Here is a 13,194-nt window from a genome sequence, read left to right on the forward strand (position 1 = left end):
CCGCCCCGGCCCTGGACGCGCCGGGGCTCAGCCCCCGGTGGCGCTCAAGGCCACCGGGCCAAGGCCTGCAGCCGCTCCAGGTCCTTGATCACGATGCGGTTGTAGGTGGCCTCCAGCACACCCTGGGCGATCAACTCGCCCATTTCGCGGTTGATGGTCTGGCGCGACACCCCCAGCATGGCCGCGAGGTCATGCTGCGACAGGCGCACCCGCAGGGCCAGGCCCTCGGGCTCCGAATTGCCATAGAAGGCGGCCAGACGCAGCAACGTCACCACCAGCCGCTGCGCAATGCCCCCCAGGGCCCGTTCATGCAAGGTGGCCAGGCTGTAACGCTGCCTTTGCAGCGCCAGGCGGGCCACCTCGCGCCACAGCGACGGCTGGCTGCCCAGCACCTCCAGCACCACCTCGCAGCCCAGGTGCACGATCACAGAATCCTCATGGGCGTGGTAGTCGTAGGGCAGCGGCACATCCTCCAGCAAACGCACCAAGGGCGCAATGTGCCCCGGCCCCAGCAGGCCATGCACGAACTTGCGCCCCTCGGCATCGACGCACCCCACCTCCAGGCAACCCGACACCACGCACAGCAGTTCGCGCGCCTGTCGGTCATGGGCCAGCACCTGGGTGCGCCGGCCATAGCGCCGCAGGCGGGCCTGGGCGGCCAGCCGGGCCCGGACCTCGTCGGGCCAGGGGCCGAACAATTCGTTCCAGCGCAAGGCCCGGTTGATCAGGCCGCCATCCGTGACCGCGGTAGTGGCGACAGGGAGGTCATCGGGCCACGGGGGGACCGAATCAGAAAAGGACATGAGCTACTTTCCGGCGCCACAGACGGAGCACTGTCGGCGCGCTGACAGATTTGGGTGGCGTGACTTTTGATCATAGGTTCCGCTTCCGGTGGCCCAGGCGCTGCCGGGCCCTCGGCCCCCCTGACGGCTTGTCTCCGAGGACGAAGCAGCCCCCCTCGCAGGCTGCCCGAGGTCCCCTCGGGCGGCCGGTCGGCCCACGTCTGCTCCAGCGACCGACAAGCCCGTCCAACTTCAGCATGCCCTGGCCAACCAGACCCACCCGATCGCCAAAAAACACACCCATGCCTCTGCCCCTCGGCCCTCATCTCGACCGCCCGAATGCGGTCACAAGCTCCTCACTCAAAGCCCGCAGACCGGCTGCGAATGGCCCCACTCATGCCCTGGCACACGGCCTGGCGGCGCTGCTGGGGTTCTGCTCCAGCCTGGTGCCGACCGCCCAGGTCGCAGCGGCCGTGCCCTACCCACAACGACCTGTGACCGTGGTGGTGCCCGCCAGCCCGGGCGGCGGCACCGACGCCGTGGCCCGCGTGATGGCCGAGGCCCTGAGCCGGGCCCTGGGCCAACCGTTTGTGGTGCAGAACCAGCCCGGCGCCAATGGCCTGCTGGGCAATGCCTGGGTGGCGCGTGCACAGCCCGACGGCTACCGGCTGCTGTTCACCTACGGTGCCACCCTGATGGTGAACCCCTTGCTCTACCGCCATCCCGGCTACGACCCGCTGCGCGACTTTGAACCGGTGGCCCAGATCGGGCGGGGCGGCACGCTGCTGCTGGTGTCGACCCGGTTACCCGTGCACACGCTGGACGAGTTCGTGCGCTACGCCCGCAGGCGACCGAACCAGCTCAGCTACTGCTCCTGGGGCCAGGGTTCGGGTGGGCACCTGGCCATGGCCAGCCTGCTGCAGGATGCCCGCCTGGACCTGGTGCACGTGCCCTACAAAAGCAGCGCGGCCTGCGTCAACGACCTGCTGGGTGGCCAGGTGGGCGCGGCCTTCGCAGACGCCACGCTGGCTCTGGTGCCGGTGCGCGAAGGCCGGCTTCGCGCCCTGGCCGTGAGTGCGGAAGAACGCCTGCCCGCCCTGCCCCAGGTGCCCACCATGAACGAGTCGGGCCACCCGTTCACGGCCTATTCATGGATGGGCCTGTTCGCACCGGCCGGCACGCCGGCGGCCATCGTCAAGCAACTCAACTCGGTGCTGAACCGGTGTTTGCAGCAGCCCGCGGTGCGCCAGCGTCTGGCCGCCTTGCAGCTGACCGAACTGCCCACGCTCACCCCGGCGCAATTCAAGGCCACGCTGGAGCAGGACATGGTCGAATGGGCCCGCGTGGTCCACAAGCTCGGTCTGCAGCCCGAGTGAGCCGGGGCCCAGGGCCTGGCCCCTCAGCCCTCGAACTGCGGGTGCAGTTGGCGGATGCGGTTCATGGCCATGCCGGCCGCGGCAGTGCGGGTTTCCACGCCGAGCTTGGCGTACACCCGCTCCAGGTGCTTTTTCACGGTGGCCGGGCTGGCGCCCAGGATGTCACCGATGTCGCGGTTGATCTTGCCCTTGACCACCCAGTACAGCACCTCGGCCTCGCGCGCGGTGAGCTTGAAGCTCAGGCTCATGGCCTCGATCACCGCGTCGTCCGACACCTCCTGCATCACGATCAGCCAATCGCCACCGCCTTCGCTGTCACCCGTTTGCTGGTGCAGGCGGAAGGTGAGGCGGCGCGGGCCCTGGTCGTGGTTGAGCCGGGGCGGCTCGATGCTGGCCTGGGCGTCGGGCAGGTGACGCCGCAACCAGCTCACCACCGGCTCGGGCGTGACAGGTGCGGCGGTGCCGAAGTAGCGCATCAGCAGGTCGCGCGCCAGCGGGGTCTGCCACATCAGGCGGCCATCGCTCACGCGCACGGTGATGCTGGCGTAGCCGAAGGCATCGAGCGCGTTGCGGGCCTGGCCGGCCTGCCGGGCTGCCTGGCGCGCCTGGCGGGCGCCCTGCAGGTGCACGCTCATGCGGGCCAGCACCTCCTTGGGCTTGATGGGCTTGGTCACGTAGTCCACGCCACCACTCTCCAGCGCAGCCACCAGGTGCTCGGTCTCGGTCAGCCCGGTCATGAAGATGATGGGGATGTGCGCGGTGCGGGGCTCGGCCTTAAGGCGGCGCGCCACTTCAAAACCATCCATGCCCGGCATCATGGCATCGAGCAGCACCACATCGGGCAGGGCCTGACTGGCGCGCTGCAGCGCGGCCTCGCCCGAGGTGGCCACCAGCACGGTGTAGCCCGACTCGTCCAGCGCGTCGTGCAGCATGGCCAGGTTGTCAGGCACATCGTCCACCACCAGCACCACATCGCTGTTGGCCCGGTCCAGGGTCTGATCATAGGAAGGCGCGTTCATGGCGAGGGAGGCGAGGGGTCCGTGTCGGAAGCAGAAGAAGGCGATTGTGCCGTGATGGCCTCGGCCAGCGCCTCGAACTGGAAGCCCCGCGCCAGCGGGCGCAAGCCCTCCACCCAGGCGGCACAGGCGGGCTCGTGGCGCTCGATGTCGGCCAGAGCGTTCATCACGCCGCGGTAGTAGCCCAGGGTCACGGCCTCCAGCAGCACCTTCAGGCGAGGCGCGCTGGGGCGGGCGCCGCTGTCGGATGGTGGCTCGGCCGGGTGCTCGGGCACCAAGACGGGCGGGTTGGATGCAGCAGGCGCCGGGGCTGGCTGCGCCTGCCCAGGTCCCTGCCACACCAGGCCCAGCCGGCGCTCCAGCCAGTCCAGCAGCTCGCTGTGGCGCACCGGCTTGACCAGAAAGTCTTCTGGCGCAATGCCCACGTCGTTCTCCAGCCCCTTGTCGAAGGCATTGGCCGACACGATGGCCACCTGGGCCTGGCTGTGGCCCGCCGCACGCAGGCGCCGCACGGTCTCCCAGCCATCGATGCCGGGCATGGCCAGGTCCATGAACACCGCGTCGGGCGCATAGCCTGCGGCCAGCAGGTCCAGTGCATCGTGGCCGCTGGCGGCGGTGCGCAGCTCGAAGCCCAGGGGTTGCAGCAGCTGCACCAGCAGCTCGCGGTCGGGCTCTTCGTTGTCCACCACCAGCAGGCGGCGCCGTGGCCCCAGGTAGCCGCTGCGCTGCGCCGCGGCCGGGGCCTGGGCCGGCGGGTGTTGCAAAGCACTGTCGTGCACCTCGGGCAGGAACAGCCGCACCCGGAACACCGAGCCCTGGCCGGGCGTGCTGTCCACCGACAGCTCGCCGCCCATGAGGTCGGTCAGCATCTTGGCGATCGTCAGGCCCAGGCCAGCCCCGCCCGAACCGGCGCTGGCGGTGGTGCCGCGCGCAAAAGGCTCGAAGATGCGCTGCAGCTCGGCGGCGGTCATGCCCGGGCCGGTGTCGTGCACCTCCAGCGTGGCCATCTCGCGGCCATGGCGCACCCGGAAGCTGACCTGACCACGCGCCGTGAACTTGATCGCATTGCCCAGCAGGTTGATCAGGATCTGGCGCAGGCGCTTTTCGTCGGCGCGCACCACCTCGGGCAACTCGCCCAGGGCCTCGAACTGAAAGCGCAGGCCCTTGGCCGCGGCCTGCAGCTCGAACAGGCCGGCCACATCGTGCACAAAGTCGGCGAAGCGCATGGGCCGCACCTCCAGCGTCATCTTGCCGGACTCGATGCGCGCCACATCCAGCGTGCCCTCGATCAGGGTCAGCAGGTGCTCGCCGCCGCGCCGGATCACGTTCACCGCCTGTTTGCGGTGGGGGGGCACCCCGGGGTCTTCGCCCATCAGCTGGGCATAGCCCAGGATGCTGTTGAGCGGCGTGCGCAGCTCATGGCTGATGGCGCTGATGTAGCGGCTCTTGGCCTGGTTGGCCTGGTCCGCCTGCTGGCGCGCCCGCTCGGCCACCTGGCGTGCGGTCTGCAGGGCCTCGTCGGTCTGGCGGTGCAGCTCGATTTCGCGCATCAGCAGCCGGGTCTGGCGGTTGGATTCCTCCTGCGCCACCTGCCGGCTCTTGTGCGCCAGCACCAGCCACCAGGCCACGATGCCGGCGATCACCAGCATGGCCATGTAGGCCTTCAAAAAGCCGGTGCGCAGCGACAACTGCCCCAACGGCTCCAGCGGCAGCATGTCGCCCAGGGTGCGCAGCTCCTGGTGGTAGAGCAGGCCGAACACCGTGGCCAGCAGGGGCACGATGATCAGCATCAGCAACAGAAAATGCCCCAGCCCGGTGTCCAGATAGGGCCAGATGCGGCGTGGCAGCAGCCAGCGCAAGGCCCCCGACCACTGGGCCGACAGGCTGGCGTGGGGCTTGCACAGATCGCCGCAGCGCGCATCCAGCGTGCAGCACAGCGAGCAGATCGGCCCGCGGTAGGCCGGGCAATGGGCCATGTCGGGGGCCTCGTACTCGCTCTCGCAGATCACGCAGCGGCGCAAGGCGGTGCTGGGGTCGGCGCCGGCCACGGGCGGGGCCTCGCTGTGCCGCGCGATGTAGTAACGCCCCCCGGTCAGCCAGGCCAGCAGCGGCGAGGTGAGCATGGCCGTGCCCAGCGCGATCAGGGCCGAGAAGGCCTGGGCCAGCGGCCCGAACAGGCCCAGATGGGCGCTCACCGACAGGGCCGAGGCCAAGGCCATGGCCCCCACCCCGACCGGGTTGATGTCGTACAGGTGGGCCCGCTTGAACTCGATGCCCGGCGGGCTCAGGCCCAGGGGCTTGTTGATCACCAAGTCGGCCACCACCGTCATCATCCAGGCGATGGCGATGTTCGAGTACAGGCCCAGCACATCGCCCAGGGCCTCGAACACGTTCATCTCCATCAGCATGAAGGCGATCAGGGTGTTGAACACCACCCACACCACCCGCCCCGGGTGGCTGTGGGTGACGCGCGAGAAGAAGTTCGACCAGGCCAGCGAGCCCGCATAGGCGTTGGTGACATTGATCTTGAGCTGCGACAGCACCACAAAGATGGCCGTGGCCGCCACCGCCCAGCCATAGCGCGGAAACACATACTCGTAGGCGGCCAGGTACATCTGGTTGGGGTCCACCGCCCGATCTGGCGGCACCATGTGGGTGATGGCCAGATAGGCCAACAGGGCCCCGCCCAGCATCTTGGCCACGCCCACCAGCACCCAGCCGGGCCCCCCGGCCAGCACGCCGGCCCACCACCGGCCCGGGTGGGCCGGGTCGGGTCGGGGCATGAAGCGCAGGTAGTCGGCCTGCTCGCCCATCTGGGTGATCAGCGCAATGCCCACGGTCGATGCCGCACCAAACAGGTGCATATCAAAGCCCGCAAAATCCCGCCCCTCACCACCGTAGTGCGTGATGCCGGCAAACGCACCAGGATCGCGCAGCAACACCGCCACAAAAGGCACTACCAGCATCACGATCCACAGCGGCTGCGTCCAGACCTGCAGGCGGCTGATCACCGACACCCCGTGCGTCACCAGCGGGATCACCACCAGCGCGCACACCAGGTAGCCCCAGGACGGCGGGATGCCCAGCGCCAACTCCAGCGCATAGGCCATGACGGCCGCCTCGAGTGCAAAGAAGATGAAGGTGAACGAGGCATAGATCAGCGAGGTCAGCGTCGAGCCGATGTAGCCGAAGCCCGCGCCCCGGGTCAGCAGGTCCATGTCCACGCCATAGCGCGCCGCGTAAACGCTGATGGGCAGGCCGGCCAGAAAGATCACCAGCCCCGTGGCCAGAATGGCCCACAGGGCGTTTTCGAAGCCGTACTGCACCAGCAGCGTGGCGCCCACCGCCTCGAGGATCAGGAACGACGCGGCCCCGAAGGCCGTGTTGGCCACCCGGAAGATCGACCAGCGCCGAAAGCGCTGCGGTGCAAAGCGCAGCGCGTAGTCCTCCAGGGTCTCGCGCACCACCCAGCTGTTGTAGTCGCGCCGGATCTTGACCACCTGCTGAGGCGCCCCGGCGTCGCCACCCGCGGGGGTGTCGGCGTCTGGCTCGGTCGATGCGGCCGGCCCTGGCGGTGTCTCGGTTGCCCTCATGCGTGCTGAACTCCTTGGTCTGGTCGGCTGGCAGGCCGCGGTTGCGGCCCCGGCTCCCTGTGATGCCCCAGAGCGGTGCAGCATTCATGCCATGCGCCCAGCCGCGGCTCGGGGACCGACTGTCTCCGAGTTTGGAGGTTTTTTTGCATCGAACGGGAACTTGTACGCCGCAACGAACACAATCGAGGCTGTCAACACGCCAGACACCCACCCAACCCCTTCCACCATGCGCCTGCTCCTGCTTTGCCTGCTCTCAGTGCTGCTGCTCGGCTCGACCCTGCTGCAAGGCGAGAGCGCAGCCTGGGCCGGCGAGCCCGAGCTGCTGCAAGGGGATGTGCTGCTGGTGACCTCGCCCTGCGAGGTGCTGGCCGACGAGCCCGACACCCTGGACGAAGAACTGCGCACCGCCGTGCGCCTGTACCAGCCCCCGGTCACCAACGACGACCGCACCGAAATGTTCTGGGCCCCCGAAGAGCCCCAACTGGACGCCCCTGTCCACACCAGCGCCCCCGCGCCCTTCTCGGTGCGGCTGAGCAGCGTCTGCCCCCGGCCCCTGCTGCGCCCACCGCGCCTGCTGGCCTGAGGCCCGCGCCCGCCTGACGGCCCGGCGCAGCCCTCCCCCCCTAGCCTGATCTCGCCTGCCGATCCGGCGCCTGTTGAAACAGGTGCCGGCCCCGCGACGCCTGAGCGCGTTGCGCAGGCACGGCCCCCGTATCTCTTCACGGCCTTGTGCCGCCCCTGCCATGCACGTTTCTGATTCATCCCTGCCCCGTCGCCTGCCCAGACTGGTGCTGCTCACCGCTGCCCTGGCGCTGGGCGGCGTCACGCCCAGCCTGGTCCAGGCCCAGGCTCAGGCCCAGACAACACCTCCCTCCACCCAGCGCACCGACGAGATCCCGGTGATGGGCCTGGAACAACTGACCCGCCTGGTGCTGCAACACAACCCCGAACTGCTGGCCGCCCTGCAGGCGCGGCAGACCGCCGCGGCCGGCGTGACCAGTGCCGGCGCCCTGCCCAACCCCCGGCTGGAGGTGAGCGGCGGCCACAACAGCGCCCGACTGCCCTCGGCCAACCCAGGCCAGGTGCAGACCTGGGCGGTGTCGCAGCTGATCGAGAACCCGGCCCTGCGCAGCGCCCGCCAGGACGCCGCCCGGGCCGGCGTGAGAGGCAGCGCCGAACAGGCCGAGATCACGCGCCAGGCCTTGATCGCCCAGGTGCAGTTGCGCGCCTATGAGGCCCTGCTGCGCCAGGCCGAAGCCGCCAGCGCCAGCGAATCGCTGGCCTTGCTGGAGCAGGTGCGCGAGCGCGTGCGCCTGCGGGTGGACAGTGGCGAGGCCCCGCGCTACGAAATCATCAAGGCCGATGCCGAAATCATCAACGCCCGCCAGCGCCAGCATAGCGCGGCCCTGCAGGCCGAGCAGGCCCTGCTGAGCCTGAACCGCCTGGCCGCCGGCCAGTTGCCCGAGCGCTGGCGGCTGCAGGCCTCGCTGGACGATGCGCCGGCGCTGCCCGGCCTGGGCGCGCTGCGCGCCCAGGCCGATGAGCGCAACCCCGAGCTGCGCGCCCTGCAGGCCGAGATCCAGCGCGCCCAGGCCCGGCTGGCCGAGGCCCGCGCCGGCCGCTGGCCCGGCCTGGAGCTGCGCTACAGCCAGACGCGCGACCCCGAGATCCGCCAGAACCAGCTCGGGGTGAGTGTGCAGATCCCGCTGCTGGACACGCGCAGCGGCCCCCGTGCCGAGGCCGAATCCGAGCTGCTGCGCCTGCAGGGCCGGCTGGACGGGCGCCGCGCCGAACTGGGCCAGCAAGTGCTGCTGGCCTGGAAATCCCTGGAGCTGGCCCGTGGCCGCACCGAGGCCCTGAGCCAGGGCGCCGTGCGCGAGGCCGAGGCCGCCCTGCGCGTGGCCCAGGCCGCCTACCGCTACGGCGAGCGCGGCATCCTCGATGTGCTGGACGCCCAGCGCGTGCTGCGCAGCGTGCGGGCCGACCTGCTGGATGCGCGCTACCAGCAACAGGTGGCGCGCATCGAGCTCGAACTGCTGGCCGGCCGCCACGGCGAGGCCGAACTCCTTGCCCCCACCCCTGCCACGCCCGCCGCCCCGGCCTCGGCCACCCAGCAGCCCTGAGGCCCCACACCCCATTCCATGAAACCGATCATGAACACCTTCAAACTCCCTCCCCTGCCCCTGGCCACCCTGAGCACGTTGGCCTTGGCCCTGCTCTGCGCCTTCACACTGAGCGCCTGCGGCCCTGCCGACAAGCCCGCACCCGTCGCAGAGACCCCGGCCACCGACCCGCTGGAAGTGCGGGTCAAACCCGAGATGGCGGCCCAGTTCCAGGTGCAGAAACTGGCCCCGGTCGCCCTGGTGCCCACCCAGGACGTGGCCGGCCGCATCGAGGCCAATGACCGCCTGGTGACCCGCATCGGCGCCTCGGTCACCGGCCGCGTGACCGATGTGCTGGCCGAGGTGGGCGACCGCGTCAAGACCGGACAGGCCCTGGCCCATGTGGCCAGCCCCGAGCTGACCACGGCCCAGCTGGCCTTCCTGCGTGCCCATGCGGCCAGCCAATTGGCCGAGCGCGCCGTGGAACGCGCCCGCCAGTTGATCCAGGCCGATGTGATCGGCTCGGCCGAACTGCAGCGCCGTGAATCCGAACTGAGCATCGCCCGCGCCGAGCTGCGCGCGGCCGGCGACCAGCTGCAGCTGATGGGCCTGCCCGCAGGCGCCATCGAGCAGTTGCGCAGCCAGGGCACCCTGGCCGCCAAGACCGCCGTGGTGGCCACGCTGTCGGGTGTGGTGATCGAGCGCCAGGTCAGCCGAGGCCAGGTGGCCCAGCCGGGCGACCCGCTGTTCACCGTGGCCGACCTGGGCAATGTCTGGGTGGTGGGCGGCCTGCCTGAGCAGGCGGCCCGTTCGGTGCAGCCGGGCCAGGCGGTGGAGATCGAGGTGCCGGCCCTGGGCGCCCAGCGCCTGCAGGGCAAGATCGTCTACGTGGGCGACACCGTGTCGCCCGAGACTCGCACCGTCACCATCCGCACCCAGGTCGACAACGCCCGCCGCGACCTCAAGCCGCAGATGCTGGCCACCATGCGCATTGCCGCCGCGCCGCAGCAGGTGCTGGCCGTGCCCAGCGCCGCCGTGGTGCGCGAGAACGACCGCGACCACGTGTTCGTGCGCCAGGCCGAGGGGCGCTACCGCCTCACGCCGGTCGAACTGGGGGCCGCCAGTGGCGCACTGCGCCCCCTGCTCAAGGGCCTGCCCGAGGGCAGCGAGGTGGTGGTCGAAGGGGCCTTCCACCTGAACAACGAGCGCAAGCGCGCCGAACTGGAGTAAGCCATGGTTGCCTCCCTGATCCGTGCCGCGCTGAGCCAGCGCCTGGTGGTGGTGGTGCTGGCCCTGGTGCTGTGCGCCTTCGGCGTGCGCGAAGCCACGCGACTGTCGGTGGACGCCTTCCCCGACGTGACCAATGTGCAGGTGCAAGTGGCCACCGAAGCCCCCGGGCGCTCGCCCGAGGAGATCGAGCGCTTCGTGACCGTGCCCCTGGAGATCGCCATGACCGGGCTGCCCGGCCTGGTCGAGATGCGCTCGCTCAACAAGAGCGGCCTGTCCATCATCACCCTGGTGTTCACCGACTCCACCGATGTGTACTTTGCCCGCCAGCTGGTGACCGAGCGCCTGATCGAGGTGACGCCTCGCATGCCGGCCGGCATCGTGCCGGTGCTGGGCCCGGTCTCCACCGGCCTGGGCGAGGTCTACCAGTACACGCTCGAAAAGCCCGACGACGGCCAGCGCGCGCTCACCCCTGAAGAGCTGGCCGAGCGCCGCACCGTGCAGGACTGGGTGCTGCGCCCCATGCTGCGCTCGATCCCGGGCGTGGCCGAGATCAACTCGCAGGGCGGCTACGTCAAGCAGTACCAGGCCCTGGTCGACCCCGGGCGGCTGCGCCACTACGGGCTGTCGGTGCAGCAGGTGGTGCAGGCGATCGCCAGCAACAACGCCAACGCCAGCGGCGGCATCCTGCCGCAGCTGACCGAGCAGTACCTGATCCGCGGCCTGGGGCTGATCCGCACGCTGGACGACATCGCCAACATCGTGGTCAAGGAACAGGCCGGCGTGCCGGTGTATGTGCGCGATGTGGCCACCGTGCAGCTGGGCAGCGAGGTGCGCCAGGGCGCCATCATCAAGGGCGGCTACACCGAGGGGGTGTCGGGCATCGTGCTGATGATGCGCGGCGGCAACGCCAAGCAGGTGGTGGGCAGGGTGAAAGACCGGGTGGACGAGATCAACCGCCAGGGCCTGCTGCCCGACGGGCTGCAGATCGTGCCCTACTACGACCGCACCGAGCTGGTCGACTCGGCCCTGTTCACGGTGGGCAAGGTGCTGGTCGAGGGCATCTTCCTGGTGGTGTTGGTGCTGTTCATCTTCCTGGGCGATGTGCGCTCCAGCCTGATCGTGGTGGCCACCCTGGTGATCGCACCCCTGACCACCTTCATCCTGATGAACCGCTATGGCATCTCGGCCAACCTGATGTCATTGGGGGGGCTGGCGATTGCCATCGGCCTGATGGTGGACGCCACGGTGGTGGTGGTCGAGAACGTGTACCACCGCGTAGGCCAGGCCGGCGCCGGCATGGGGGCGCGGGTGCGCGCCATCCTCGACGCCACCACCGAGGTGGCCACGCCGACCATCTTCGGCATGGCCATCATCATCCTGGTGTTCCTGCCGCTGATGACGCTGCAGGGCATCGAGGGCAAGATGTTCGCCCCGCTGGCCCTGACCATCGCCATGGCCCTGGCCGTGTCGCTGGTGGTGTCGCTGATCCTGTCGCCGGTGCTGTGCGCCTACTTCCTCAAGGGCGGTGCCGACCACGACACCCGGCTGATCGCCTTCCTGAAGCGCCACTACCTGCGCCTGCTGGACGGCGCCACGCTGCGCAGCCGCCTCACGCTGGGCGTGGCGGTGGGCCTGCTGCTGGGCTCGCTGGCGCTGTTTCCGCTGCTGGGCAAGTCCTTCATGCCCACCATGAAGGAAGGCGCGCTGACGCCGCAGATCAACCGCGTGCCCAGCATCTCGCTGGACGAATCCATCCGCATGGAAATGAGCGCCATGAAGGCCGTGGCCGAGGTGCCGGGCGTGCGCATGGTGGTGTCCAAGCTGGGTCGGGGCGAGTCGCCCGCCGACCCGGCCGGGCCCAACGAGTCCGACCCCATCGTGCTGCTGGACCCGAAATCGGGCCGCACCCAGGACGAGATCGACGAGGACATCCGCCAGCGCCTGTCCAGCATCCCGGGCGTGCAGATCGTGCTGTCGCAGCCGATCTCCGAGCGGGTGGACGAGATGGTGACCGGGGTGCGCTCGCAACTCGCCATCAAGGTGTTCGGCGACGAACTGGGTGAGCTCAAGCGCCTGTCCGAGCAGGTGGCACGGGTGCTGAAAAGTGTGGACGGCAGCCGCGACATCCGCATCGAGCGCCTGTCGGGCCAGCAGGCGCTGACGGTGGATATCGACCGCAAGGCCATCGCCCGCCACGGCATCAACGTGGCCGATGTGCACAGCCTGATCGAGACCGCCATCGGCGGCAAGGAAGTGACCACCCTGTACGAGGGCGAGCGCCGCTACAACGTGGTGGTGCGCTTCCCGGCGGCGGCGCGGCAGAGCGCCGAGGCCATCGGCAACACCTTGCTGACCACGCCCGACGGCGCCCAGGTGCCGCTGTACTCGGTGGCCCGCATCGAGCTGGTGGACGGCCCGGCGCAGATCAGCCGTGAAAGCGGCAAGCGCCGCGTGGTGGTGGGCGCCAACGTGGAAGGCCGCGACCTGGCCGGCTACGTGGCCGAGGTGCAGCAGCGCCTGGCCCAGGAGGTGCGCCTGCCCGAGGGCTACGAGTTCCGCTTCGGCGGGCAGTTCGAGAACATGGAGCGCGCCATGGGCACGCTGGCGGTGATCGTGCCGCTGACCATCGCGGCCATCTTCTTCCTGCTGTTCCTGCTGTTCAACTCGGTGCGCCTGGCCAGCCTGATCATCCTGGTGCTGCCCTTTGCCTCGATCGGCGGCCTGGTGGGCCTGTTCGTGACCGGCGAGTACCTGAGCGTGCCGGCCTCGGTGGGCTTCATCGCGCTGTGGGGCATTGCGGTGCTCAACGGCGTGGTGCTGGTGACCTGCATCCGGCGCCTGCGCGAGGACGGCCTGGAGGTGGCCGCCGCGGTGCGTGAAGGCTGCGTGCAGCGCTTCCGCCCCGTGATGATGACGGCCACCGTGGCCCTGCTGGGGCTGGTGCCGTTTCTGTTTGCCACCGGCCCGGGCTCGGAGGTGCAGCGCCCGCTGGCCATCGTGGTGATCGGGGGCCTGATCTCCTCCACCCTGCTGACCCTGGTGGTGCTGCCCACGCTGTACCGCTGGTTCGACGAAAAACCCACCGAAGCCTGAAG

Annotated in this window: 8 protein-coding genes; 5 read left to right on the top strand and 3 right to left on the bottom strand. The window is 69.8% G+C overall.

What is annotated here, in order from left to right:
- Positions 1-44: 44 nt before the first annotated feature.
- Complete coding sequence (locus L880_RS0126475) at positions 45-803, bottom strand: Crp/Fnr family transcriptional regulator (protein WP_027478161.1); 759 nt, start codon at positions 801-803, stop codon at positions 45-47.
- A gap of 281 nt (positions 804-1,084) precedes the next feature.
- Between L880_RS0126475 and L880_RS0126480 the strand changes: the two genes are divergently transcribed.
- Positions 1,085-2,158 carry a Bug family tripartite tricarboxylate transporter substrate binding protein gene (locus L880_RS0126480; RefSeq protein ID WP_245615386.1) on the top strand — a complete coding sequence of 358 codons (1,074 nt, stop codon included), beginning with the start codon at positions 1,085-1,087 and terminating at the stop codon, positions 2,156-2,158.
- 23 nt (positions 2,159-2,181) lie between these two features.
- On the opposite strand, the gene L880_RS0126485 is transcribed toward L880_RS0126480, so the two are convergent.
- Together L880_RS0126485 and L880_RS0126490 are read right to left on the bottom strand one after the other, a co-directional pair.
- Complete coding sequence (locus L880_RS0126485; RefSeq protein WP_027478163.1) at positions 2,182-3,177, bottom strand: response regulator transcription factor; 996 nt, start codon at positions 3,175-3,177, stop codon at positions 2,182-2,184.
- Positions 3,174-6,767: a hybrid sensor histidine kinase/response regulator gene (locus L880_RS0126490; protein WP_051443618.1), complete on the bottom strand. Its 3,594-nt coding sequence runs from the start codon at positions 6,765-6,767 to the stop codon at positions 3,174-3,176. The genes L880_RS0126485 and L880_RS0126490 overlap by 4 nt, the downstream gene beginning before the upstream one ends.
- Before the next feature lie 226 nt (positions 6,768-6,993).
- Here L880_RS0126490 and L880_RS0126495 point away from each other — a divergent pair, with 226 nt between their 5' ends.
- The 4 genes from L880_RS0126495 to L880_RS0126510 all read left to right on the top strand — a co-directional run bounded on the left by L880_RS0126495 (position 6,994) and on the right by L880_RS0126510 (position 13,192).
- A complete protein-coding gene (locus L880_RS0126495) occupies positions 6,994-7,350 on the top strand; it encodes a hypothetical protein (protein ID WP_027478165.1) in 357 nt (118 codons plus the stop codon).
- A gap of 160 nt (positions 7,351-7,510) precedes the next feature.
- Entirely contained in the window at positions 7,511-8,890 is a 1,380-nt protein-coding gene (locus tag L880_RS0126500; RefSeq protein ID WP_027478166.1) for a TolC family protein, read from the top strand.
- Positions 8,891-8,920: 30 nt separating this feature from the next.
- Positions 8,921-10,099 carry an efflux RND transporter periplasmic adaptor subunit gene (locus tag L880_RS0126505; RefSeq protein WP_051443619.1) on the top strand — a complete coding sequence of 393 codons (1,179 nt, stop codon included), beginning with the start codon at positions 8,921-8,923 and terminating at the stop codon, positions 10,097-10,099.
- Positions 10,100-10,102: 3 nt separating this feature from the next.
- On the top strand, positions 10,103-13,192 hold the full coding sequence (locus L880_RS0126510; protein WP_027478168.1) for an efflux RND transporter permease subunit: 3,090 nt from the start codon (positions 10,103-10,105) through the stop codon (positions 13,190-13,192).
- Positions 13,193-13,194: the final 2 nt, after the last annotated feature.

Origin of the sequence: Curvibacter gracilis ATCC BAA-807, from assembly GCF_000518645.1 — a bacterium.
Lineage (GTDB): Bacteria > Pseudomonadota > Gammaproteobacteria > Burkholderiales > Burkholderiaceae_C > Curvibacter > Curvibacter gracilis.